This is a genomic window from Pseudomonas sp. Marseille-Q5299, from assembly GCF_943737035.1.
GTDB lineage: Bacteria > Pseudomonadota > Gammaproteobacteria > Pseudomonadales > Pseudomonadaceae > Aquipseudomonas > Aquipseudomonas putida_E.
This window is the reverse complement of sequence record NZ_CALSFR010000008.1, coordinates 319,251-344,273: the sequence shown is the minus strand read 5'-3', so window position 1 is coordinate 344,273 and position 25,023 is coordinate 319,251. Positions and strand designations below refer to the sequence as shown.

Here is a 25,023-nt window from a genome sequence, read left to right as displayed (position 1 = left end):
GTCGCGGGCAAATACTATTAGGCTGCCGGTATCATTCTGGCCTTGGGTTGATTCATGTTCACACTTTATCGCACGACGCTGGCAATGTGCTGCCTTGCCTCGCTCCTACCACTTGGTGCCCTGGCCGCCGACGCCGAAAAACCAGCAACCGAAGAGGCTGCCGCCGCACCTGCGCCACGCCCACCGCTGCTGGAGCGTAGCCAGGAAGATGCGCAGGCCCTTGAACGCCTGTTGCCCAAAGCCGAGCAGCAAACGCTGGAAGCCGGGTCCGACAGCTTCCTGGCCCTGTGGAAACCAGCCAACGACAGCGACCCGCAAGGCACGGTGATCATCGTCCCTGGCGCCGGAGAAACCGCCGACTGGCCCAATGCGGTCGGCCCGTTGCGACGCAAGTTCCCTGACGCCGGCTGGAACAGCCTCAGCGTGAGCCTGCCCGACCTGCTCGCCGATAGCCCACAGGCACGGGTCCAGGCCACGCCAGCTGCCGCACCGCAGCCAGAGCAGGGCGAGAGCGCACCGGCAAAGGAAACCCCCGTCGATGCCAACGCCAACGTGGCCCAGGCTACTGCGGCGGATGCCGACACGGCAGAAAGCACCGATGCCGAACAGGCCAGCGAACAGAACGATCAGGCTGATGCCGAACGCATCTTCGCGCGCCTGGATGCTGCGGTGGCGTACGCTCAGCAACAGAACTCACGCAGCATCGTGCTGATCGGCCATGGCAGCGGCGCCTACTGGGCAGCCCGCTACCTGGGCGAGAAGCAACCACCGCAGGTACAGAAGCTGGTGATGATCGCCGCGCAGACCCCGGCAAGGGTCGAGCACGATCTGGAAAGCCTGACACCTACCCTCAAAGTGCCGACTGCCGATATCTACTACGCAACCCGCACCGGCGACCGCAATGCCGCCATGCAACGCCTGCAGGCCAGCAAGCGCCAGAAAGACAGCCAGTACAAGCAGCTTTCGCTGATTGCGATGCCGGGGAACAAGAGCGCGGAACAGGAACAGTTGTTCCGCCGGGCCAGGGGGTGGATGAGCCCGCAGGAATGAAGTGACGGGCCAGCTCCGGCCGTTGCACCAGCAGGCTGGCTGCCACAGGTACAGCGCCGCTCGCCGGTGACAGGGGCCTTAGAGCCCCCGCCGTTTACGGATCAACGCATAAGCCTGGTGCAGCTCTCGAGTGCGTTCGGTCGCCTCTCTGAGCTGCGCTTCACTGGCACCGCTCCCGGCCAGCTTGTCCGGATGGTGCCGGCTGACCAGCCGGCGATAGGCCTGCTTGACCCGGTCGCCTTCCGTATCGGCATCTATCCCCAGCAAGCGCAGCGCAGCCGCATAGGTCATGACGCTACTGGCCGTGCTCATTTTGCGTGGCTCATATTCCAGCGACATGGCCTGCACCTGGCGCCGGCTGAGCCCCAGCTTCTGCCCCCAGTCCAGCAGCAGTTCCCGCTCATGATCCCCGGCCTTGCCGTCAGCCCAAGCCATACGCCAACACGCCCGCAACGTGCCCTCGGCCGCATGTGGCTGCAAGCGAATGCGACGCAGGTGGTGGGCCAAGCGGTCCTTGCCCGCCTTGCCGCGGTTGAAGGCGGCAATCGCGCGCATCCTGGCGGCCTCGGCCAGCCCCAGCCGGACCATCTCCTGGCGCGCCTGCTGAATATGCTGTTCGCCCACTCGCCCATCGCTTTTGGCCAGCCGCCCAAGCAGGACGAACAACAACTCTTCGTCACGCAGGGCCGGCCGGCCTCCCAACCGTTCGCGCATGTCTTCCCAACCCTGCACACGCAGGCGCCGATCCATGGCTTGGCCAAGCAATGCCCCCAGCAGCGCGCCAGGGATGCTGGCGACAGCGAAACCCGCGCCTAGCCCGATTACCGTGCCTGGCCACCACATCTCAGGCACGCTCGCGTATAAGGCGTTCGGCCTCGGCCAGGCGCTCCTGGGTACCGACATCGACCCAGGCGCCACGGTAGTGCTCGCCGGTCACCTTGCCTGCCGACATGGCTTGGCGCAGAAGTGGCGCCAGTTTGAAGGCCCCCGCCTGGCAACCTGCGAACAAGGCTGGATGCAGCACTGAAAGGCCGCTGAAGGTCAGGGTGCCAGGGGGCTCGTCACCGTCCACCACCTGCCCACCTTGCAGGCGGAAGTCGCCCCGCCCGTGATGGCCAGGGTTATCGACCAGCACCAGATGCGCCAGGCCCTGCAGCGGTGCACGCAAGCGCGCGAACGGGTAATCGGTCCAGACATCGCCATTGACCAGCAGGAACGGGGCGTCGCCCAGCAAAGGCAATGCCTGGAATATCCCGCCCCCCGTCTCCAGCGGCTCGCCCTCAGGGGAGTAGCGAATGCTCAGGCCGAAGCGGCTGCCATCGCCGAGGTGATCCTCGATCTGCTGGCCAAGCCAGGCATGGTTGATCACCACGTCGGTAAAACCGGCCGCCGCCAGGGCACGCAGGTGGTATTCGATCAACGGCTGGCCGGCCACGGGCAGCAACGGCTTTGGCGTGTGCAGGGTCAGCGGGCGCATGCGCTCGCCCTTGCCTGCGGCGAGAATCATCGCTTTCATGCACGCGCTCCGGCCTTGAGTTCGGCGATCAGCTGGCCGAGCTCGGCCAGTTCAGAGCGACGGCCGACCACTTCGTCTATATAGGCGAAGAAACGCGGCACATCAGCCAGGTAGCGCGGCTTGCCGTCACGGTGGCAGATACGCGCGAAGATACCGATCACCTTCAGATGGCGCTGCACACCCATCAGGTCGCTGGCGCGCTGGAAATCTTCGAACGACGGCTGAACCGGGATCCCGGCGGCTTGCGCTTTGTCCCAGTAGTTGCGCAACCAGCCTTCGACTCGCGCTTGTGGCCAACTGAGGAAAGCGTCCTTGAACAGGCAGGTAATGTCATAGGTGACCGGACCGTACACCGCGTCCTGGAAGTCGAGCACGCCCGGGTTCGGTTCGCTCTGCATCAGGTTGCGCGGCATGTAGTCGCGGTGCACCAGCACCTTGGGTTGGGCAAGGGCACTGTCGATCAGCAACTGGCTGATGCGCTGCCAACTGGCCTGCTGCGCCTCGTTGAAGGCCAGGCCGAGCTCACGCCCGACATACCACTCGGGGAACAGCTCGACCTCACGGCGCAGCAAGGCGTCGTCATAGCTCGGCAACGGCGCTTCCATCGGCAGGCGCTGGAACGCCAGCAGGGCGTCGATCGCGTCGGCAAACAATGCATCGGCGTTATCCGGGTTAATGATGTCGAGGTATGTCTGATGGCCCAGATCCCCCAGCAACAGGAAACCACGGTCCAGATCTTGGGCATGAATCACCGGTACATGCACGCCCGCACTGGCCAGCAGATGGTCGATGGCAACGAACGGGCGGCAGTTTTCCTGTGGCGGCGGCGCATCCATGATCACAAAACTGTGGCCTGCGCCCTGCCAGCGGAAGTAACGGCGAAAGCTCGCATCGCTGCTGGCGGCGGTCAGGCTGCCTTCGGGCACCTCGCCCCAGGCGTTGTTGCGGAAAAGAACATTGAGCTGCTCGGCGAGCCAGACAGTCAGTTGTTGCAGGCGTACATCGTGGTCAGGCATTACAAGGGTCTCCGACGGCCCTAGCCGTCAAGCGGGTCATGCTTTATTATCCAGCATCTTTTTCAGACCATCGAGAGGCGTGCGGCCCCACACGCGGGCAGATGGCACGCAGGAAGCCCGGACTAATAAGATGGCATTGAAATCCCCCGCGTTTCGTAGAAAGTTTCCGTTGCTGGTCACCGGCGGTCTGCTGGCCCTGCAACCTTTTGCCACCTCGTACGTGGTAGCAGCCGAGCAGTTCGACTGCCAAGTGTCCGCCTCCGGTGGTTGGGACTGCAAGCCCAAGAGCCCAGTCAACAACTTGCCACCGCGCCCAGTGCATGACGGCGCTGCGCTCACTTCCGGCACCGAGGCCCCATCGGCCGAGGCCGAAAGTGCTGACAAGCCGGTGCTGGTCACCGAGAGCAAAGGCCGTGGCCTGAAGTCGCGCAGCGAGGATTACAGCCATCTCGATTGGGTCCCGCGCGAAAAGCTCACCGCTGCCCAGCTGGCCGAAACCGGCCCGTACTGCGGTGGCGCGTACATCGAGCCGACTCGCCCTGGCATGGCCGACACCACGCCCAAGGACGAATCGCCGACCTACATCAACGCCAAGGTCTCCAAGTACCAGCAGGAGCAGCAGATCGCTACCCTCGCCGGTGACGTGGTCATGCGCCAAGGCAGCATGCAGGCCGAAGCCGATGAGGCCAACCTGTACCAGGCCGAGAACCGTGGCGAGCTCAAGGGCAACGTCAGGATTCGCGACAACGGCTCGCTGGTCGTGGGCGACGAGGCGCAGATCCAGCTCGACACGGGCGAAGCCCAGGTCGACAACGCCGAATACGTGATGCACAAGTCGCACATCCGCGGCAACGCCCTGTACGCCAAGCGTAGCGAGAACGCCATCATCCGCCTCAAGGATGGTACCTACACCACGTGCGAACCGGGCAGCAACGCCTGGCAGCTCAAGGGCAACAACATCACCCTGAACCCGGCCACCGGCTTCGGTACCGCGACCAACGTCACCCTGCGGGTCAAGGATTTCCCGGTGTTCTACACACCGTACATCTATTTCCCGATCGACGACCGTCGCCAATCCGGCTTCCTGCCACCGTCGTTCAGCAGCACCAGCGACACCGGCTTCATGCTGGTCACGCCGTACTACTTCAACCTGGCGCCCAACTACGACGCCACGTTGTACCCGCGTTACATGACCAAGCGTGGCTTGCTGATGGAAGGCGAATTCCGCTACCTGACCAAGTCCAGCGAAGGCCAGCTCGGCGGCGCGTACCTGAATGACAAGAACGACGATCGCAAAGAGCAGACTGATTACGAAGATCAGCGCTGGATGGTCAACTGGCAGCACAAAGGTGGCCTGGACGAGCGCCTGTTGGCCGAGGTGGACTACACCGACATCAGCGACCCGTTCTACTTCCAGGACCTGGAGTCTGACCAGATCGGCGTCGAGAGCAAAGATGCGCTGAACCAGCAAGGCGCACTGACCTATCGCGGCGACAGCTACCAGGCTCGCCTGAACTTGCAGGCCTACGAGATGGCCACCATCTCGAAGATCACCCCATATAACAAGCTGCCTCAAATCACCCTGAACGGCATGCTGCCGTACCACCCGGGTGGCTTCGACTTCAGCTACAATACCGAAGCCGTGCGCTTTGATCGCGACCTGAAGAACGGCCCCGTCTTCAACGAAGATGGCCAGCTGGACACTACTGCCGGTGCCAACGGCCAGCGTCTTGACGAGAACATCTTCGGCCTGGCAAGGGCCAACGGTAACCGCCTGAACATCGCGCCGGCCATCAGCCTGCCGATGGAGGCCAGCTACGGCTACGTGAAGCCGAAGCTGACCTACATGTACACCAACTACGATCTGGACCTGGACAGCGAAGGCAAATCTGACCTGGCCAGTGCCTCGCAAGCCACACGCGACCTGCGCGGTGACTTCTCGAGCAGCCAGAGCCGCGACATCCCGATTTTCAGCGTAGACAGCGGCCTGTACTTCGACCGCGACACCTCGCTGTTCGGCACCAACTACCGTCAAACCCTCGAACCGCGCCTGTTCTATCTCTACGTCCCGTACAAAGACCAGATGGACATCCCGCTGTTCGACACGGGTGAAACGCTGTTCAGTTACGACTCCCTGTTCCGTGAAAACCGCTTCAGCGGCACCGACCGCATCGGTGACGAGAACAAGCTGTCGCTGGGGCTGACCACGCGGTGGATCGAAGAAAACGGCTTCGAGCGCCAGTTCCTGAGCATTGGCCAGGCTTACTACTTCAAGGATCGCAAGGTCCAGCTGCCAGGCATCGACTATCGCACCCGCACCGACTCGCAGGCAGATGTGTCGCCTTACGCCCTGCTGTACGGCTACCGCTTCAACCGCGACTGGCGCTTCAACGCCAACTACAACTGGGACCCGGAAACCAGCAGCCCACGCTCGGGTGCCGCGATGTTCCATTACCAGCCGGAAGACAACCCGAACAAGGTCGTCAACCTGGGCTATCGCTACCGCAACGACACCATCGCCTACGACTCCACCACCGGTACCTGGAAAGTGGGCGGCGGCGACTATGGCACGCCGGGCAGCGCGAACTACATCAAGGATTACTACAAGATCCAGCAGCACGACTTCTCGGTCATCTGGCCGATCGTGCCGCAATGGAGCGTGATCGCCCGCTGGCAGCACGATTACAACCGCAACCGCACCCTGGAAGCCATGGGCGGTTTCGAGTATGACAACTGCTGCTGGAAACTGCGTCTGATCAACCGCTACTGGATCGACTACGACGACTTCAGCCAGGCTACCCCACAGAACGAGAAAGGCGACCACGGCATCTTCCTTCAGATCGTGCTCAAAGGTCTCGGTGGTGTGGTAGGCAACAAGGTCGAATCGTTCCTCGACGAAGGCATTCAAGGTTACCGTACACGTGAAGACCAAGCTTATTGATCGTCTGCGCCCAGTGTTGCTGGGCGCTGTATTGCTGAGTGGCGCGGTGCATGCCGCGGTGCAACCCCTGGATCGTGTGGTGGCCATCGTCGACAACGACGTGGTCATGCAAAGCCAACTGGACCAGCGCGTCCAGGAGGTTCAGCAAACCATCGCCAAGCGCGGCGGCGGCGTACCGCCGACCAGCGCGCTGGAGCAGCAGGTACTGGAACGCCTGATCGTCGAGAACCTGCAGCTGCAGATCGGTGAACGTTCGGGCATCCGCATCACCGACGAGGAACTCAACCAGGCCATCGGCACCATTGCCCAGCGCAATGGCATGTCGCTGGACCAGTTCCGCGCCGCGCTGGCCCGCGACGGCCTGTCGTTCGACGACGCCCGCGAGCAGGTCAAACGCGAGATGATCATCAGCCGCGTGCGCCAGCGCCGTGTGGCCGAGCGCATCCAGGTTTCCGAGCAGGAAGTGAAAAACTTCCTCGCCTCGGACCTGGGCAAGATGCAGATGTCCGAAGACTACCGTCTGGCCAACATCCTCATCCCAACCCCGGAAGGCGCCAACTCGGACGACATCCAGAAGGCTGCGCGCAAGGTCGGTGACGTGTACCAGCAACTGCGCCAGGGCGCTGACTTTGGCCAGATGGCGATTGCCAACTCGGCCAGCGAGAACGCCCTTGAAGGTGGCGAGATGGGCTGGCGTAAAGCTGGCCAGTTGCCGCCTGAATTTGCCAAGCTGCTCAGCAGCATGGCCACGGGCGACATCACCCAGCCACTGCGCATCCCTAGCGGCTTCATCATCATCAAGCTCGAAGAGAAGCGCGGCGGCAGCGAAAACGTGCTGCGTGACGAAGTGCATGTACGCCACATCCTGATCAAGCCAAGCGAAATCCGCAGCGAAGCCGCCACCGAGCAGCTGGCTGAGCGCCTGTACGAACGGATCAAGGACGGCGAAGACTTCGCCGAGCTGGCGAAAAGCTTCTCGGAAGACCCGGGTTCAGCGCTTAACGGCGGTGACCTCAACTGGGTCGATCCGAACAGCCTGGTACCGGAGTTCCGCGAGCAGATGGCCAACGCCCAGCAGGGTGTCGTGACCAAACCGTTCAAGACCCAGTACGGCTGGCATGTCCTGGAAGTGCTGGGCCGTCGTGCCACCGACAGCACCGAACAGGCACGCGAGCAGCAGGCAATGAACGTACTGCGTAACCGCAAGTACGACGAAGAGCTGCAGACCTGGCTGCGCCAGATCCGCGACGAAGCCTACGTTGAAATCAAGCTGCCTGGCGCTGACCAGGCCGCACAGTGAAGCCCCTGCGCTTCGCCGTCACTCCCGGCGAACCGGCCGGCATAGGCCCCGACCTGTGCCTGCTGCTCGCCGCCGAGCCCCAGCCTCACCCCCTGATCGCCATCACCAGCCGTGACCTGCTCGCCGAGCGGGCCACGCAGCTGGGGCTGGCCGTCAACCTGCTTGCGGTAGCGCCGGGCCACTGGCCTGACCAGCCGGCGCCGGCAGGTAGCCTCTACGTCTGGGATACTCCCCTGGCCGCCCCCGTGGTGCCGGGCATGCTGGACAAGGCCAACGCGGCTTTTGTCCTGCAGACCCTGACGCGGGCCGGGCAAGGCTGCCTTGAAGGGCATTTCGCCGGTATGATCACGGCCCCTGTGCACAAGGGCGTGATCAACGAAAGCGGCATCGCCTTTTCCGGGCATACCGAATTCCTGGCAGAGCTGACCCACACCGCCCAGGTCGTGATGATGCTGGCGACCCATGGCCTGCGCGTGGCGCTGGTAACCACGCACCTGCCACTGCGCGACATCGCGGACGCTATCACCCCTGAGCGCCTGGAGCGGGTTACCCGCATCCTGCACGCCGACATGCGCGACAAGTTCGGCATCGCCAACCCACGCATCCTGGTCTGCGGGCTCAACCCGCATGCCGGCGAAGGCGGCCACCTGGGCCGCGAAGAAATCGACATCATCGAACCGGCACTGGCCCGCCTGCGCACCGAAGGCATGGACCTGCGCGGCCCGCTGCCGGCCGATACCCTGTTTACCCCCAAATATCTGGAGCACTGCGACGCGGTGCTGGCGATGTACCACGACCAAGGCCTGCCTGTACTCAAGTACAAAGGTTTCGGCGCTGCAGTCAACGTGACCCTGGGCCTGCCGATCATCCGCACGTCGGTCGATCACGGCACCGCCCTGGACCTTGCCGGTACCGGCAACGTCGACACCGGCAGCCTGCGCGTCGCCCTGGAAACCGCCTACCAGATGGCCGAGAACCGACCATGAACGAGCATTATCAACACCGGGCGCGTAAGCGCTTCGGTCAGAACTTCCTGCATGACGCTGGCATCATCGACCGCATCCTGCGCGCCATCAATGCCAAAGCCGGCGAACACCTGCTGGAGATCGGCCCGGGCCAGGGCGCCCTGACCGAGGGCCTGCTGGGCAGCGGCGCACAGCTGGACGTCGTGGAGCTGGACAAAGACCTGGTGCCGATCCTGCAGCACAAGTTTGCCGGGCGCGACAACTTCCGCCTGCACCAGGGCGATGCCCTGAAGTTCGATTTCAACCAGCTGGGCGTGCCGGCACGCAGCCTCAAAGTCGTAGGTAACCTGCCCTACAACATCTCCACGCCGTTGATTTTTCACCTGCTCAGCCACGCCGGGCTGATTCGCGACATGCACTTCATGCTGCAGAAGGAAGTGGTCGAGCGCATGGCCGCAGGGCCTGGCGGCGGTGACTGGGGCCGGCTGTCGATCATGGTGCAGTACCACTGCCGGGTCGAGCACCTGTTCAACGTAGGCCCAGGTGCGTTCAACCCGCCGCCGAAGGTGGACTCGGCCATCGTACGCCTGGTACCGCATGAGGTGCTGCCGCACCCGGCCAAGGACCACCTGCTGCTGGAACGCGTCGTGCGCGAAGCCTTCAACCAGCGCCGCAAGACGCTGCGCAATACCCTCAAAGGCCTACTCGACAGCCAGGCCATCGAGGCCGCTGGCGTGGATGGCAGCCTGCGCCCCGAGCAGCTGGACCTGGCCGCATTCGTACGCCTGGCAGACCAGCTGGCAGACCAGCAAGCCTGACAGCGCTGGCACCGGCGTCTTCGCGGGCAACCTGCGAAGACGCTGCCACAGCCCAAGACTTTAAAGCCCCTCCTCCCCGACACCACTGGCCCTCCCCCCCGCCAATGGCCTAGACTGCATGTATCGCCGTATTCGCTTGTTTGACCAAGGCCCATGCATGTCCGATCCCCGTTACCAGATCGACGTCAGCGTCGTGACCCGCTATCTGAAAGACCAATCCGACCCCGAAAGCGATCGCTTTGCATTCGCGTACACCATAACAGTGCAGAACAATGGCTCGATCAAAGCCAAGCTGATGTCTCGACACTGGCTGATCACCAACGGTGATGGTGAAGTGGAGGAGGTACGCGGCGCAGGTGTGATCGGCCAACAACCGACCATCGAGCCGGGCCAGAGCCACACGTACAGCAGCGGTGCAGTGATCAGCACCCGCGTGGGCACCATGCAGGGCAGCTACCAGATGTTCGCCGAGGACGGCAAACGCTTCGAGGCCGACATTGCCCCCTTCCGCCTGGCGGTGCCGGGGGCCCTGCACTGATGGCTACCTACGCCGTCGGTGACCTGCAAGGCTGCCTGCAACCCCTCAAGTGCCTGCTGGAGCGCGTCAAGTTCGACCCGGCTGTCGATCGCCTGTGGCTGGTCGGTGACCTGGTCAACCGCGGGCCTGAATCGCTGCAGACACTGCGCTACCTCTACTCGATCCGCCACTCGCTGACCTGCGTGCTGGGCAACCATGACCTGCACCTGCTGGCTGCATGGCAAAATGTCGAACGCCTGAAGAAAAGCGATACCCTGCGCGAAATCATCGAGGCGCCAGATGCCGATCAACTGCTCGACTGGCTGCGCCAACAGAAACTGCTCCACTATGACGAGCCGCGCGGCATTGCCTTGGTGCACGCTGGCATCCCCCCCCAGTGGACACTGGGCAAAGCCCTGGAGCTGGCTGGCGAAGTCGAGGAGGTGCTGCGCGATGACGAGCGCCTGAAGCTGTACCTCGATGGCATGTACGGCAACGAGCCGAACAAGTGGAGCAAGAACCTCAGCGGCGTCGAGCGCCTTCGGGTGATCACCAACTACCTGACCCGCATGCGCTTCTGCACTGGCACAGGCAAGCTCGACCTCAAGAGCAAGGAAGGGCTGGGCACGGCACCGAAAGGTTACAAGCCCTGGTTCGCGCACAAGGACCGCCGCTCGCGGCATGTGAAGATCATCTTTGGCCACTGGGCCGCACTCGAAGGGCGCGTCGAGGAGCCCGGCATCATCGCCCTCGATACGGGCTGTGTATGGGGTGGCACCATGACCCTCTACAATGTCGACAGCGGTGAATACCTGCGCTGCGACTGCGCCGACGACGGCACCCTGCGCCCGCCGGCACAACCGACTAAACTTAACGATCAGCCCTGAAGGAAAGCCCTACCCATGAGCGAATTCAAACGCATCCCTCCCGAGCAGGCCCTGGCCTTGCGCGCGCAAGGTGCGGTCGTCGTCGACATTCGCGACCCGCAGGCCTATGCCGCCGGCCACATCGCCGGCGCCCGGCACCTGGACAATCATTCGGTTGCCGACTTCATCCGCAATGCCGACCTGGATGCCCCGACCCTTGTGGTCTGCTACCACGGCAACTCCAGCCAGAGCGCGGCCGCGTACCTGGTTGGCCAAGGTTTTTCCGACGTTTACAGCGTCGATGGCGGCTTCGAGCTGTGGCGCACCACCTACCCGGACGAGACCGCGCAAGGCACCCCTGAATAATTTTTTAATTCCACTCCAGCCCGCGCCCCACGCGGGCTCGCGCCTCACCTGACGAACGGTCGCCGACAACTTCTGCGCCGCTTGCCCTTGACCTTGCGGATAACCAACTATTCTTAAGCGCAGGCCATCCAAAAAAGGGGAGAGCCGGTACACCGGCGTGCGGGTCATCGGTAGCGTTACAGGGTGTTCTGGGGGGTATACAGCAATCGGCAAGCCCGGTTGCATGCCAGCATCAGCTGACTGATCCGGCGTCGTCTCCACGTATCGAGCGAGGTGACGTCATGAGTATTTTTAGCCACTTCCAACAACGTTTCGAGTCTACGCGCCAGGAAGAACTCTCGCTGCAGGAGTACCTCGAGCTGTGCAAAGAGGATCGCAGTGCCTACGCATCGGCGGCTGAACGGCTGTTGCTGGCCATCGGCGAGCCGGAACTGATCGACACCTCAAGCAACTCCAGACTGTCGCGCATTTTCTCCAACAAGGTGATCCGCCGGTATCCGGCCTTTGCCGACTTCCATGGCATGGAAGAGTGCATCGACCAGATCGTTTCCTACTTCCGCCACGCCGCCCAAGGCCTTGAAGAGAAGAAACAGATCCTCTATCTGCTGGGCCCGGTGGGTGGCGGCAAATCGTCGCTGGCCGAAAAGCTCAAGCAGCTGATGGAAAAGGTCCCTTTCTACGCGATCAAGGACTCGCCGGTTTTCGAGTCGCCGCTGGGCCTGTTCAACGCCACTGAAGATGGCGCCATCCTCGAAGAAGAGTACGGCATCTCGCGGCGCTACCTGAACACCATCATGTCGCCATGGGCCACCAAGCGCCTGCAGGAGTTCGGTGGCGACATCAGCAAGTTCAGGGTGGTCAAGCTGTACCCCTCGATCCTCAACCAGATCGCTATCGCCAAGACCGAACCAGGCGACGAAAACAACCAGGACATCTCGGCCCTGGTCGGCAAGGTGGATATCCGCAAGCTCGAGGAATTCCCGCAGAACGATGCCGACGCCTACAGTTACTCGGGCGCGCTTTGCCGGGCCAACCAGGGCCTGATGGAATTCGTCGAGATGTTCAAGGCGCCCATCAAAGTCCTGCACCCGCTGCTGACCGCCACCCAGGAAGGCAACTACAACAGTACCGAAGGCCTGGGCGCGATCCCTTATTCCGGGATCCTGCTGGCCCACTCCAACGAATCGGAGTGGCACACCTTCCGCAACAACAAGAACAACGAGGCGTTCATCGACCGGATCTACATCGTCAAGGTGCCGTACTGCCTGCGCGTCAGCGACGAGATCAAGATCTACGACAAACTGCTGGTCAACAGTTCGCTGGCCAAGGCCCATTGCGCACCCGATACGCTCAAGATGCTCGCCCAGTTCACGGTGCTCTCACGCCTGAAGGAGCCGGAAAACTCCAACATCTACTCCAAGATGCGTGTCTACGATGGCGAAAACCTCAAGGATACCGACCCGAAAGCCAAATCGATCCAGGAGTACCGCGATTCTGCGGGTGTCGATGAAGGCATGAACGGCCTGTCCACGCGTTTTGCCTTCAAGATTCTCTCCAAGGTGTTCAACTTCGACCCGCACGAAGTGGCGGCCAACCCCGTGCACCTGCTCTATGTGCTGGAACAGCAGATCGAACAGGAGCAATTCCCGGCGGAAGTGCGTGAACGCTACCTGCGCTACCTGAAGGAATACCTGGCGCCACGCTACATCGAGTTCATCGGCAAGGAAATCCAGACCGCCTACCTCGAGTCCTACAGCGAATACGGTCAGAACATCTTCGACCGCTACGTGCTGTACGCCGACTTCTGGATCCAGGATCAGGAATACCGCGACCCGGAAACTGGCGAGATCCTCAACCGCATTGCCCTGAACGAAGAGCTGGAAAAGATCGAAAAACCGGCTGGCATCAGCAATCCGAAGGATTTCCGCAACGAGATCGTCAACTTCGTACTGCGTGCCCGTGCCAACAACAACGGCAAGAACCCAAGCTGGCTCAGCTACGAGAAGCTGCGGGTGGTGATCGAGAAGAAAATGTTCTCCAACACCGAAGACTTGCTGCCAGTCATCAGCTTCAACGCCAAGGCCAGCAAAGAAGATCAACAGAAACACAACGACTTCGTCACGCGGATGGTGGAGCGTGGCTACACCGATAAACAGGTGCGCCTGCTGTCGGAATGGTACCTGCGGGTCAGGAAATCGCAATAAAGCGGCAAGCTGCCCCTGCAGCAAGCTCCAAGCCGCCAGCAGCAAGCTGCAAGTTGTGCGCGCTCGGTTCAAACCCGACGCCACAGCCTGCAGCAGCGCTGGCTGCTCTTTCTTGAAGCTTGTGGCTTGAAGCTTGTGGCTTGCAGTTGCAGCTGCATCCAGTCACCGGAGGGACCATGAGCTACGTTATCGACCGACGCCTGAACGGCAAGAACAAGAGCACGGTCAACCGCCAGCGTTTCTTGCGGCGCTACCGTGAACACATCAAGAAAGCCGTCGAAGAGGCCGTAAGCCGTCGCTCCATCATGGACATGGAGCACGGCGAGCAGATCAGCATCCCGGGACGTGATATCGACGAACCGGTGCTGCACCATGGCCGCGGCGGCAAGCAGACCATCGTGCATCCGGGCAACAAGGAATTCACTGCTGGCGAACATATCGCCCGGCCGCAGGGCGGTGGCGGCGGTGGTGGCCGCGGCAAGGCAGGCAACTCCGGCGAGGGCATGGACGACTTCGTCTTCCAGATCACCCAGGAAGAGTTCCTCGAGTTCATGTTCGAAGACCTCGAGCTGCCCAACCTGGTCAAACGCCACCTGACCGGTGCCGACACCTTCAAGACCGTGCGCGCCGGTATCGCCAACGAAGGCAACCCGTCGCGCATCAATATCGTGCGCACCCTGCGCTCGGCCCATGCCCGGCGTATCGCCTTGACCGGCAGCAGCCGCGCACTGCTGCGCGAGGCGCAGAAGGAACTGGCCCGGTTGAAAGTCGAGGAGCCCGACAACTTCACCGACATCCAGGAGGTCGAGCAAGAGATCGAGCGGCTCAAGGCCCGTATCAACCGCCTGCCGTTCCTGGATACCTTCGACCTCAAGTACAACCTGCTGGTCAAGCAGCCCAACCCCAGTTCCAAGGCCGTGATGTTCTGCCTGATGGACGTGTCCGGCTCGATGACCCAGGCCACCAAGGACATCGCCAAGCGGTTCTTCATCCTGTTGTACCTGTTCCTCAAGCGCAACTATGACCGCATCGAGGTGGTGTTCATCCGCCACCACACCAGTGCCCGCGAAGTGGACGAAGAAGAGTTCTTCTATTCCCGCGAGACCGGCGGCACCATCGTTTCCAGTGCACTCAAGATGATGCAGGAGATCATGGCCGAACGTTACCCGGCCAGTGACTGGAACATTTATGCCGCCCAGGCTTCCGACGGCGACAACTGGAACGACGACTCGCCCATCTGCCGTGAGATCCTTTCCAAACAGATCATGCCGCACGTGCAGTACTACACTTACGTGGAGATCACCCCCCGCGAGCATCAGGCGCTGTGGTACGAATACGAGCGTATCGGCGAGGCTTTCCCCGACACGTTCGCCCAGCAGCAGTTGGTTTCGGCCGGTGACATTTACCCGGTCTTCCGTGAACTCTTCCAGCGCAGGTTAGCCACATGAGCGCCAGAGAACAGAGACGCCAACCCATTTCCACCGGGTCCGAGTGGACGTTCGAGCTGATCCAGACCTACGATCGGGAAATCAGCCGTTTGGCCGAACGTTATGCCCTGGACACCTACCCCAATCAGATCGAAGTGATCACAGCCGAGCAGATGATGGACGCGTATGCCTCCGTCGGCATGCCGCTGGGCTATCACCACTGGTCCTACGGTAAACAGTTCCTCAGCACCGAGAAGTCCTATAGCCGCGGCCAGATGGGCCTGGCCTACGAGATCGTGATCAACTCCGACCCCTGCATCGCCTACCTGATGGAAGAAAACACCATGTGCATGCAGGCACTGGTGATTGCCCACGCCTGCTATGGCCACAACAGTTTCTTCAAAGGCAATTACCTGTTCCGCACATGGACCGATGCCAGTTCGATCATCGACTACCTGGTGTTCGCCAAGCAGTACATCGCCCAGTGCGAAGAGCGCCACGGCATCGATGCTGTCGAAGACCTGATCGACTCCTGCCACGCCTTGATGAACTACGGCGTGGACCGCTACAAACGTCCCTACCCGATCTCCGCCGAGGAGGAGCGGCGCCGCCAGAAGGAGCGCGAGGAGCACCTGCAACGCCAGATCAACGACCTGTGGCGCACCATTCCCAAAGGCGCAGAGAAAGGCGGCGACCGCGATGATGCGCGCTTCCCCGCCGAACCGCAGGAAAACATCCTTTACTTCATCGAAAAACACGCCCCGCTACTCGAGCCTTGGCAGCGCGAAGTGGTGCGTATCGTGCGTAAGATCGCGCAGTACTTCTACCCTCAACGCCAGACGCAGGTCATGAACGAAGGCTGGGCGACCTTCTGGCACTACACCCTGATGAACGACCTGTACGACGAGGGCCTGGTAACCGACGGTTTCATCATGGAATTTCTTCAGTCGCACACCAGTGTGGTGTTCCAGCCCGGCTTCGACAGCCCTTATTACAGCGGCATCAACCCTTATGCCCTGGGTTTCGCCATGTACACCGACATCCGCCGCATGTGCGAAAACCCTACCGAGGAAGATCGCCGCTGGTTCCCGGACATTGCCGGCAGTGATTGGTTGTCGACCATCAAGTTCGCCATGAGCAGCTTCAAGGATGAGAGCTTCATCCTGCAGTACCTGTCTCCCAAGGTGATCCGCGACCTCAAGCTGTTCAGCATCCTGGATGACGACCAGCGCGACGACCTGCTGGTGCCTGCGATCCATGACGAAGCTGGCTACCGGGCGATACGCGAGCAACTCGCGGCCCAGTACAACCTGGGCAACCGCGAACCCAACGTACAGATCTGGAGCATCGACCGCCGCGGCGACCGCTCCCTGACCTTGCGCCACCAGCAACACAACCGCAAACCGCTGGGTGACTCCACCGAGGAGGTGCTCAAGCACCTGCACCGCCTTTGGGGCTTCGACATCCACCTGGAAACCGTGCAAGGCGATCAAGTGGTCAAGACCCACCACATGCCACCGCGTGGCGAGCATGGCGAAGCCGGCGACTACGGCCGCATGGACCTGGCCGTCATCCATCACCTCTAGCCTGCACACCACCATTGCTGCCGACAGGGTATCCTGTGGGCAGTAATGGAGGCTGCACATGCAAATCTACAAAGTCGGCGGCGCCGTACGCGACCGCCTGCTCGGGCGCCCGGTCAGTGACATCGATTGGCTGGTGGTGGGTGCCAGCGTCGAAGAAATGCACGCCAAGGGCTTTCGCCCAGTTGGCGCTGACTTCCCGGTTTTCCTGCACCCCAAGACGGGCGAGGAATATGCCCTGGCGCGTACCGAGCGCAAGAGCGGGCGCGGGTATGGCGGTTTCACCTTCCACGCCAGCCCCGAGGTGACCCTCGAAGAAGACCTGATCCGTCGCGACCTCACCATCAATGCCATGGCCGAGGATGATCAGGGGAACGTTCTGGACCCCTTTCACGGTCGGGCCGATCTTGAGCAACGCCTTCTGCGCCATGTGTCCCCGGCATTCGCCGAAGACCCCTTGCGCGTACTGCGTGTTGCCCGCTTTGCCGCACGCTATGCCCCGCTAGGGTTCAGGGTCGCCGATGAAACACTGGAGCTGATGAAGCAGATCGCGACTTCTGGCGAACTGCAGGCGCTGACGGCTGAACGCAGCTGGAAAGAGATCGAGCGAGCGCTGATGGAAGATGAGCCACAGGTGTTCATCAACGTACTGAGCGACTGTGCAGCACTGAAACAACTGATGCCTGAGCTTGAGGGAGATGCGGCTGCGCTGGCGGCACTCACGCAAGCAGCCAAACATCATCAGCCACTGCACATTCGCTGGGCCTGCCTGCTGCATAGCCTGGAGCCAGCCTCGATCAAAGCGCTCAACCAGCGCTTCAAGGCGCCGCGTGAATGCCAGGAACTGGCCATGCTGGTGGGTGAATGCGCCAGCAACGGCCACAGGGCCTTGCAGCTGGAGCCAGAAGACATGCTGGCATTGCTTCAGAAGTTCGACGTGTATCGGCGACCACAACGCTTCGAGGATTTCATTTCCGTGTGCCAGATGGTTGCCCAAGGAAGCGCACAGGCTTATCCACAGGCTGATTACCTGCGCGCAGCGGCAGCGGCCGCCAGGGCGGTAGAGGCGAAGCCCCTGGTGGAAGCAGGGCTGACCGGGCAGGCATTGGGGGAGGCGCTGAAGCATCAGCGCCTGGAGGCACTGAAGGCCTACAAGGCCAATGCCGAAAACTGATCCAACTGCTCGTACCTACCCGTGAAGGGGCCAGTACGAGCAGCGATCACCCCGGCTCAGACGCTGGTAAGCTGCAAACCGCGCCATTCAAACGCGACCGGCGCCAACACCTGGTCGATATTAGCCTCCTGCCACAACCGGGCCATGCTCTTACCCTCTCCCGGATGCACCAGCTCAGGCGCCAGCAGCGCCAACGGCCATAGCACGAAAGCGTTCTTCAGAATCTCGGCCCTGGGCAACACCAGCCCATCGAACGTGCCATGCAGATCGTCATACATCAGCACATCGATATCCAGCGGCAGGCCCTTGCGGTCGGGCGCGTAGCGGCCATTGTCAGCCTCGATGAACTTGAGCCGGCGGTCCAGCTCCATCAACCCAAGGTCGGTCTTGCCCGTCACCACGAAATTGATGAATGGGCCGCTCTTGATCCCCACAGCCTGGCTTTCGAACGCCGGAGAACAACGCATGTCACAGAGGATCGCCGCCAATGCATCGAGCCCTGCGCACAGGTGCGCATGGCGATCGATGTTGCTGCCCAGGCCCAGGTAAACCGTGCTCAGAGACATCCGCGCTCGATCTCCACGCCAACACCGCCTCGGGCCGCAGGGACCGCACCCGGCTTGGTCAGCTTGAGCCGCACCCAAGGGATGTGGAACTCTTCCATCAGGGCCGCGACCAGCCGTTCGGCGAACGTCTCCACCAGTTCGAAACGCGCCTGCTCGGCAAAGGCCTGGATACGCGCCGAAACACTGGCATAGTCCAACGCCAGGTTCAGATCATCGCCAGCCGCTGCCGGGCGATTGTCCCAGGCAAAACTCAGGTCCAGGCGCAGGCACTGGCGAATATCCCGTTCCCAGTCATAGGCACCGATGACGGTATCGACTTCCAGGCCTTCGATGAACACTCTGTCCAAGCACTTCTCTCCACAGCACGACAAGGGCGACTGGCGCCGTTAGAATCAAGGCGTCCTCGCCCGGAATAGTTAGCATGTTTTGGTTACTGGCGCTGCTCGCCTACCTGCTCGGCTCGCTGTCCTTCGCCATCGTCCTCAGCCGCCTTTCGGGCAGCCCGGACCCGCGCTCCTGCGGTTCGGGCAATGCCGGCGCCACCAACATGCTACGCCTGGCGGGCCGCAAAATGGCGATCCTGACCCTGCTTGGCGACCTGTGCAAGGGCTTGCTGCCCGTAATGCTGGCACGCCTGGCCGGGCTCGACCTGCAAGAGCAGGCCTGGGTAGGCGTCTGCGCGGTGCTCGGCCACCTGTTCCCAGTGTACTTCCGTTTCCAGGGCGGCAAGGGCGTGGCCACGGCGGCCGGCATGCTCATGGGCCTGTACTTCCCCGCCGCGCTACTGGCCATCGCCGCCTGGCTGCTGACGTTCTACCTCACCCGCACCAGCTCGCTGGCCGCGCTGATCGCCACACCGCTGACCCTGCCACTGCTGGCCTGGCGCGAGCCAGCGGCCCTGCTGCCGATCAGCGTGCTGACCGTGATGATCGTCTGGCGCCACCGCAATAACCTGCGCGACCTGTTCGCCGGGCGCGAACGCCACTTCTGACGCACACGCAAGCGGCTTACAACGGTGGCAACTGCTCCATCGGCCAGCGCGCCTGCACGCTGATCGCCAGGTCCTGCTGCTGCCCGGCCAACAGCCGCTGGCAACCGGCATAGGCGATCATCGCGCCGTTGTCGGTACAGAATTGGGGACGCGCGTAGTACACGTTGCCTTTGATACTGCCGAGCATGTCCTCGAGGGAGGCACGCAATGCCTTGTTGGCGCTCACGCCACCGGCAATCACCAGACGCTTGAGGCCGGCCTGCTTCAGTGCGCGCTTGCACTTGATGGTCAGAGTCTCCACCACAGCCTGCTGGAACGCCAGGGACACGTCGCAACGGGTTTGCTCGTTGTCGTCACCAGCATCGCGGCACTGCTGCCAAGTGTTCAGGGCAAAGGTCTTCAGGCCACTGAAGCTGAACGCCAGGCCCGGACGGTCGGTCATCGGCCGCGGGAACACAAAACGCCCCGGTACGCCCCGTTCTGCCAGGCGAGCGATTTCCGGGCCACCCGGGTAATTGAGGCCGATCAGCTTGGCAGTCTTGTCGAACGCTTCGCCAGCAGCATCATCCAGGCTCTCGCCCAGCAACTCGTACTGGCCGATGCCATCGACCCGAACCAGCTGGGTATGCCCCCCAGACACCAACAAAGCGACGAACGGAAACTGCGGAGGATTTTCCTCAAGCATGGGCGCCAACAGATGGCCTTCCATATGGTGCACGCCGATCGCCGGAATATCCCATGCGAAAGCCAGAGCCTGGGCGCAGGACGCACCCACCAGCAGCGCTCCGACCAGGCCAGGGCCTGCGGTGTAGGCAATGGCGTCGATCTCGGTGGCCACGCAGCCCGCCTCGTCCAGCACCTGGCGGATCAGGGGCAGCATGCGCTTGACGTGGTCCCGTGAGGCAAGCTCGGGTACCACCCCGCCAAACACGCGGTGCAGGTCGATCTGGCTGAACAGCGCGTCGGCCAACAAACCGCGTTCGCTGTCGTATAATGCGACGCCGGTTTCGTCGCAGGATGTTTCCAATCCCAGTACTAGCATGGGCTCGTCCCTTGTGGGGGCTGATTTCGAAGCCGCGCATGATAGTCCCCGTGCCGGGTGCCGACCAGCGGTTTTCGATCAGAGGCTTTGCATTCCGGCTTGCTAAGGGTTAACATCCGCAACCCTTGAAAACCGACGTTCTCCAGCACACCTTTGTTTTGCCAGGAGCACGTCTACCCCGGTAATGAATTAAGGTAGCCCTGGATGCCAGCCGTCAAAGTTAAAGAGAACGAACCCTTCGACGTAGCTCTGCGTCGTTTCAAGCGCTCCTGCGAAAAAGCCGGTGTACTGGCTGAAGTTCGTAGCCGCGAGTTTTACGAGAAGCCGACCGCCGAGCGTAAGCGTAAAGCAGCTGCTGCTGTTAAGCGTCACGCCAAGAAAGTTCAGCGCGAACAGCGCCGCGCCGTTCGTCTGTACTAATACAGTACAGCCGTTCTACGCAAAGCTTCTGCCCTGCCCGGCTCACCGCCGGGCCGATGGCAGCGGTTTGTTTCAACCTTGAGCAGCTAGTTCAAGGCGTCCATCGCAACCTGCAATGGGCAAAGCGCATCAAAACGTCAGAGCTGGTTTCGACCAGTCGTGCACGTCCTCACTGACGAGCCCCTGGTTACCTGGAGGCTACCGACGAGCACACATTCCCTCGCACATCCCCTAGCAGCTCTTGCCCCTAACGGCGCGCTAGCGTTTAGACTTGCCAGTTGCCAGATGACGAGACTGCCATGGCCGGGCTGATTCCCCAAAGCTTCATTGACGACCTGATCAACCGCCTCGACATCGTCGACGTGGTGAGTTCGCGCGTCCAGCTGAAAAAGGCCGGCAAGAACTACTCTGCCTGTTGCCCGTTCCACAAAGAGAAAACCCCGTCCTTCACGGTCAGCCCGGACAAGCAGTTCTATTACTGCTTCGGTTGCGGCGCAGGCGGCAACGCCCTGGGCTTCGTCATGGACCACGACAACCTGGACTTCCCCCAGGCCGTCGAGGAACTGGCCCGTGCCGCAGGCATGGAAGTGCCCCGCGAGGAAGGCCGTCGCGGCCAGAAGCCGCGACAGCCTACAGACTCGCCGCTTTACCCGCTGCTGGATGCAGCCTCGGAATTCTACCGCCAGGCCCTGCGCAGCCACCCGACCCGAAAAGCCGCAGTGGACTACCTCAAGGGCCGCGGCCTGTCGGGCGAAATTGCCCGCGACTTCGGCCTTGGGTTCGCACCACCCGGCTGGGACAACCTGCTCAAGCACCTCGGCGCGGACACCCTGCAACAGAAGGTGATGATCGACGCCGGCCTGCTGATCGAAAACGCCGAAAGCGGCAAACGCTACGACCGCTTCCGCGACCGGGTGATGTTCCCGATACGCGACAGCCGCGGGCGCATCATCGCCTTTGGCGGCCGCGTTCTGGGCGACGACAAGCCCAAGTACCTCAACTCCCCGGAGACCCCGGTATTCCATAAGGGCCAGGAACTTTACGGGCTGTATGAGGCACGCAAGCACAACCGCAACCTCGACGAGATCATCGTCGTCGAGGGTTACATGGATGTCATCGCCCTGGCCCAGCAGGGCCTGCGTAATGCCGTAGCGACACTCGGCACCGCCACCAGCGAAGAACACCTCAAGCGTCTGTTTCGCGTGGTGCCCAGCGTACTGTTCTGCTTCGACGGCGACCAGGCCGGGCGCAAGGCCGCCTGGCGCGCCCTGGAGTCGACCCTCTCGGCACTGCAGGACGGGCGCCGTGCGCGCTTCCTGTTCCTGCCCGAAGGCGAAGACCCGGACAGCCTGGTACGCGCAGAGGGCACCGATGCCTTCATGGCGCGCATCAACCAGCACGCCCAGCCGCTGGCCGACTATTTCTTCGAGCAACTGAGCGTCGAGGCCGACCCGCGCTCGCTTGAAGGCAAGGCGCACATGGCGACCCTGGCTGCACCGTTGATCGAAAAAATCCCCGGCGCCAACCTGCGCCAGCTGATGCGCAATCGCCTGAAGGAAATTACCGGCCTCGATCCACAGCAGGTCGAGCAGTTGGCCCAGCAGGCGCCTGCCGCCAACAGCGTGCCGGACTATGACCCTGGCTACGACTACGACGCCATGGCCAGTTACACCCCCGACTATGGCGACATGCCGCAACACGACTACGCCCCGGCGCAGCAGGAGCAGCAGTGGAAGCCGAACAAGGGGGGCGGCAAGAAGCCGTGGAGCGACAAGCCCTGGGACAAGAACCGCAAGGGAGGCAAGCCGTGGCAGCAGCGCGATGAAGCGCCGCCACGCACGCCGGCACCGGTGGAACCCCCGACCCTGGCGGCCTTGCGCACGCTGCTGCACCACCCGTTGCTGGCCGGCAAAGTCGAGGACGCCAGCCACTTTGCCGACGAAGAGCATCTCTACAGCCAGTTGCTGGTGGCGCTGATCGAGGCCGCGCAGAAAAATCCTGGGCTAAGCTCAATGCAGCTGATCGCACGCTGGCACGGCACTGAACAGGGCCGCTTGCTGCGGGCCCTGGCAGAAAAGGAATGGCTGATCGTGGCCGACAACCTTGAACAACAGTTTTTCGACACTATAACTAGCTTGTCCGCCCGCCAACGCGAGCGCAGCCTGGAACATCTGCTCAGGAAAGCACGTCAAAGCGAGTTGAGCAGCGAGGAAAAATCTCAGCTTCTCGCCCTGCTGAGCCGGAATGTTCCCGCACAAACGCCGACCTCATCTGGCGCGTGAGGCCCATGCTCGGGTATAATCCTCGGCTTGTTTTTTGCCCGCCAAGACCTTCAGTGGATAGGGTGTTATGTCCGGAAAAGCGCAACAGCAGTCTCGTATCAAAGAATTGATCACCCGCGGTCGTGAGCAGGGCTACCTGACTTACGCGGAGGTCAACGACCACCTGCCTGAGGATATTTCAGATCCTGAACAGGTGGAAGACATCATCCGCATGATCAACGACATGGGGATCAACGTATTCGAGAGTGCTCCGGATGCGGATGCCCTTCTGTTGGCGGAAGCCGACACCGACGAAGCCGCGGCCGAAGAAGCCGCTGCTGCGTTGGCGGCCGTTGAAACCGATATCGGCCGCACGACCGACCCAGTGCGCATGTACATGCGCGAAATGGGTACGGTCGAGCTCCTGACCCGCGAAGGCGAAATCGAAATCGCCAAGCGTATCGAGGAAGGCATCCGTGAAGTGATGGGCGCTATTGCCCACTTCCCGGGCACAGTTGACTACATCCTCGGTGAATACGACCGCGTCACCACCGAAGGTGGCCGTCTGTCCGATGTTCTCAGCGGTTACATCGACCCTGACGACAATATCGCCGCTCCGACCGAAGAAGTGCCGATCCCTGGCGCCAAGGCCGCTGCCACGAAGGAAGAGGCCGAGGACGAGGAAGAAAGCGACGATAGCAGTGACGATGAGGAAGAGACCGAGAGCGGTCCGGACCCAGTCGTTGCAGCCCAGCGTTTCGGCGCGGTATCGGATCAGCTCGCCATCACCCTCAAGGTGCTGAAAAAGCATGGCCGCAGCCACGCCGAGAGCATCAGTGCAATGCAGGCCCTGGCCGATCTGTTCATGCCGATCAAGCTGGTGCCCAAGCAGTTCGAGGTACTGGTCGAGCGCGTTCGTGATGCCCTGGCCCGCCTGCGCCAGCAAGAGCGTGCCATCATGCAACTGTGCGTACGTGATGCGCGCATGCCGCGTGCCGACTTCCTGCGCCTGTTCCCGAGCAACGAGACCGACCAGACCTGGAGCGGTGACCTGGCCAAGCGCAACACCAAATGGGCTGCTGCCCTGGGTGAAAAGGACGCCGCCATCGTCGCCTGTCAGCAAAAGTTGATCGACCTTGAGACCGAGACCGGCCTGACCGTTGCCGAGATCAAGGACATCAACCGCCGCATGTCCATCGGTGAGGCCAAGGCTCGCCGCGCCAAGAAAGAAATGGTCGAGGCGAACCTGCGTCTGGTGATTTCCATCGCCAAGAAGTACACCAACCGCGGCCTGCAGTTCCTCGACCTGATTCAGGAAGGCAACATCGGCCTGATGAAAGCGGTGGACAAGTTCGAATACCGTCGCGGTTACAAGTTCTCGACCTACGCCACCTGGTGGATTCGTCAGGCGATTACCCGCTCGATCGCCGACCAGGCACGCACCATCCGTATCCCGGTGCACATGATCGAGACGATCAACAAGCTCAACCGTATTTCCCGGCAGATGCTGCAGGAAATGGGTCGCGAACCGACCCCGGAAGAGCTCGGTGAGCGCATGGAGATGCCTGAGGACAAGATCCGCAAGGTCTTGAAGATCGCCAAAGAGCCGATCTCCATGGAAACCCCGATCGGTGACGATGAAGATTCGCACCTGGGCGACTTCATCGAGGACTCGACCATGCAGTCCCCGATCGACGTGGCCACGGTCGAAAGCCTCAAGGAAGCGACTCGCGACGTGCTTTCGGGCCTGACCGCACGCGAAGCCAAGGTGCTGCGCATGCGTTTCGGTATCGACATGAACACCGACCACACCCTCGAAGAAGTGGGCAAGCAGTTCGACGTGACCCGTGAACGGATCCGTCAGATCGAAGCGAAGGCGTTGCGCAAATTGCGCCACCCGACGCGCAGCGAGCACCTGCGATCCTTCCTCGACGAGTGATGACGAACCCCGGCCCAGGCCGGGGTTTTTCTTATGTGACAAAAGGTCGTGGCAAGTAGCT

The 25,023-nt window shown here is 61.9% G+C and carries 22 protein-coding genes; 16 read left to right on the top strand and 6 right to left on the bottom strand.

The window, feature by feature from the left end:
- Positions 1-54: 54 nt before the first annotated feature.
- The gene (locus tag NGJ21_RS22390; protein ID WP_115273029.1) at positions 55-1,050 is read left to right on the top strand and encodes an alpha/beta hydrolase family protein; all 996 of its coding nucleotides are present in this window, start codon (positions 55-57) and stop codon (positions 1,048-1,050) included.
- Between the two features lie 78 nt (positions 1,051-1,128).
- Here the strand turns inward: NGJ21_RS22390 and NGJ21_RS22385 are convergent, their stop codons facing one another.
- From NGJ21_RS22385 to NGJ21_RS22375, 3 genes are read right to left on the bottom strand one after another with little or no spacing between them, the layout of a single operon-like run.
- The gene (locus NGJ21_RS22385; protein ID WP_046787603.1) at positions 1,129-1,893 is read right to left on the bottom strand and encodes a TerB family tellurite resistance protein; all 765 of its coding nucleotides are present in this window, start codon (positions 1,891-1,893) and stop codon (positions 1,129-1,131) included.
- 1 nt (position 1,894) lies between these two features.
- On the bottom strand, positions 1,895-2,566 hold the full coding sequence (gene murU, locus NGJ21_RS22380) for an N-acetylmuramate alpha-1-phosphate uridylyltransferase MurU (protein ID WP_251962686.1): 672 nt from the start codon (positions 2,564-2,566) through the stop codon (positions 1,895-1,897).
- A complete protein-coding gene (locus tag NGJ21_RS22375; RefSeq protein WP_251962685.1) occupies positions 2,563-3,582 on the bottom strand; it encodes an aminoglycoside phosphotransferase family protein in 1,020 nt (339 codons plus the stop codon). Before NGJ21_RS22375 ends, murU begins: the two co-directional genes overlap by 4 nt.
- A gap of 130 nt (positions 3,583-3,712) precedes the next feature.
- Here NGJ21_RS22375 and NGJ21_RS22370 point away from each other — a divergent pair, with 130 nt between their 5' ends.
- The 11 genes from NGJ21_RS22370 (at position 3,713) to NGJ21_RS22320 (ending at position 17,743) form a co-directional block, all read left to right on the top strand.
- On the top strand, positions 3,713-6,523 hold the full coding sequence (locus NGJ21_RS22370) for an LPS-assembly protein LptD (protein WP_251962684.1): 2,811 nt from the start codon (positions 3,713-3,715) through the stop codon (positions 6,521-6,523).
- Positions 6,504-7,823 carry a peptidylprolyl isomerase SurA gene (surA, locus tag NGJ21_RS22365; RefSeq protein ID WP_046787602.1) on the top strand — a complete coding sequence of 440 codons (1,320 nt, stop codon included), beginning with the start codon at positions 6,504-6,506 and terminating at the stop codon, positions 7,821-7,823. The genes NGJ21_RS22370 and surA overlap by 20 nt, the downstream gene beginning before the upstream one ends.
- Positions 7,820-8,809: a 4-hydroxythreonine-4-phosphate dehydrogenase PdxA gene (pdxA, locus tag NGJ21_RS22360; protein WP_161872218.1), complete on the top strand. Its 990-nt coding sequence runs from the start codon at positions 7,820-7,822 to the stop codon at positions 8,807-8,809. Before surA ends, pdxA begins: the two co-directional genes overlap by 4 nt.
- A complete protein-coding gene (gene rsmA, locus NGJ21_RS22355) occupies positions 8,806-9,606 on the top strand; it encodes a 16S rRNA (adenine(1518)-N(6)/adenine(1519)-N(6))-dimethyltransferase RsmA (RefSeq protein WP_046787573.1) in 801 nt (266 codons plus the stop codon). The genes pdxA and rsmA overlap by 4 nt, the downstream gene beginning before the upstream one ends.
- 157 nt (positions 9,607-9,763) lie before the next feature.
- On the top strand, positions 9,764-10,144 hold the full coding sequence (gene apaG / locus NGJ21_RS22350) for a Co2+/Mg2+ efflux facilitator ApaG/CorD (protein ID WP_012316563.1): 381 nt from the start codon (positions 9,764-9,766) through the stop codon (positions 10,142-10,144).
- Complete coding sequence (locus NGJ21_RS22345) at positions 10,144-11,010, top strand: symmetrical bis(5'-nucleosyl)-tetraphosphatase (RefSeq protein ID WP_115273034.1); 867 nt, start codon at positions 10,144-10,146, stop codon at positions 11,008-11,010. The genes apaG and NGJ21_RS22345 overlap by 1 nt, the downstream gene beginning before the upstream one ends.
- Before the next feature lie 15 nt (positions 11,011-11,025).
- The gene (glpE, locus tag NGJ21_RS22340) at positions 11,026-11,355 is read left to right on the top strand and encodes a thiosulfate sulfurtransferase GlpE (RefSeq protein WP_046787571.1); all 330 of its coding nucleotides are present in this window, start codon (positions 11,026-11,028) and stop codon (positions 11,353-11,355) included.
- A gap of 281 nt (positions 11,356-11,636) precedes the next feature.
- Positions 11,637-13,559, top strand: coding sequence for a PrkA family serine protein kinase (locus NGJ21_RS22335; RefSeq protein WP_012316566.1), 1,923 nt, complete (start codon positions 11,637-11,639; stop codon positions 13,557-13,559).
- A gap of 176 nt (positions 13,560-13,735) precedes the next feature.
- Entirely contained in the window at positions 13,736-15,007 is a 1,272-nt protein-coding gene (locus NGJ21_RS22330; RefSeq protein WP_012316567.1) for a YeaH/YhbH family protein, read from the top strand.
- Positions 15,004-16,572 carry a SpoVR family protein gene (locus NGJ21_RS22325; protein ID WP_046787570.1) on the top strand — a complete coding sequence of 523 codons (1,569 nt, stop codon included), beginning with the start codon at positions 15,004-15,006 and terminating at the stop codon, positions 16,570-16,572. The genes NGJ21_RS22330 and NGJ21_RS22325 overlap by 4 nt, the downstream gene beginning before the upstream one ends.
- 58 nt (positions 16,573-16,630) lie before the next feature.
- Entirely contained in the window at positions 16,631-17,743 is a 1,113-nt protein-coding gene (locus NGJ21_RS22320; RefSeq protein ID WP_204919034.1) for a multifunctional CCA addition/repair protein, read from the top strand.
- Between the two features lie 56 nt (positions 17,744-17,799).
- Here the strand turns inward: NGJ21_RS22320 and folK are convergent, their stop codons facing one another.
- Both folK and folB read right to left on the bottom strand, forming a co-directional pair.
- On the bottom strand, positions 17,800-18,309 hold the full coding sequence (gene folK / locus NGJ21_RS22315) for a 2-amino-4-hydroxy-6-hydroxymethyldihydropteridine diphosphokinase (protein WP_039602169.1): 510 nt from the start codon (positions 18,307-18,309) through the stop codon (positions 17,800-17,802).
- The gene (gene folB, locus NGJ21_RS22310; RefSeq protein WP_009682799.1) at positions 18,300-18,656 is read right to left on the bottom strand and encodes a dihydroneopterin aldolase; all 357 of its coding nucleotides are present in this window, start codon (positions 18,654-18,656) and stop codon (positions 18,300-18,302) included. Before folB ends, folK begins: the two co-directional genes overlap by 10 nt.
- A 74-nt stretch (positions 18,657-18,730) precedes the next feature.
- Here folB and plsY point away from each other — a divergent pair, with 74 nt between their 5' ends.
- On the top strand, positions 18,731-19,300 hold the full coding sequence (gene plsY, locus NGJ21_RS22305; RefSeq protein WP_012316571.1) for a glycerol-3-phosphate 1-O-acyltransferase PlsY: 570 nt from the start codon (positions 18,731-18,733) through the stop codon (positions 19,298-19,300).
- Between the two features lie 16 nt (positions 19,301-19,316).
- On the opposite strand, the gene tsaD is transcribed toward plsY, so the two are convergent.
- Positions 19,317-20,342, bottom strand: a complete 1,026-nt coding sequence (gene tsaD, locus NGJ21_RS22300) for a tRNA (adenosine(37)-N6)-threonylcarbamoyltransferase complex transferase subunit TsaD (RefSeq protein ID WP_251962683.1) — start codon at positions 20,340-20,342, stop codon at positions 19,317-19,319.
- Between the two features lie 204 nt (positions 20,343-20,546).
- On the opposite strand from tsaD, the gene rpsU reads away from it, so the two are divergent.
- From rpsU to rpoD, 3 genes are all read left to right on the top strand, one after another.
- On the top strand, positions 20,547-20,762 hold the full coding sequence (rpsU, locus tag NGJ21_RS22295) for a 30S ribosomal protein S21 (RefSeq protein ID WP_003255575.1): 216 nt from the start codon (positions 20,547-20,549) through the stop codon (positions 20,760-20,762).
- 299 nt (positions 20,763-21,061) lie between these two features.
- Entirely contained in the window at positions 21,062-23,044 is a 1,983-nt protein-coding gene (dnaG, locus tag NGJ21_RS22290) for a DNA primase (protein WP_046787567.1), read from the top strand.
- A 67-nt stretch (positions 23,045-23,111) separates the two neighbouring features.
- The gene (rpoD, locus tag NGJ21_RS22285; protein ID WP_251962682.1) at positions 23,112-24,962 is read left to right on the top strand and encodes an RNA polymerase sigma factor RpoD; all 1,851 of its coding nucleotides are present in this window, start codon (positions 23,112-23,114) and stop codon (positions 24,960-24,962) included.
- Positions 24,963-25,023 lie beyond the last annotated feature (61 nt).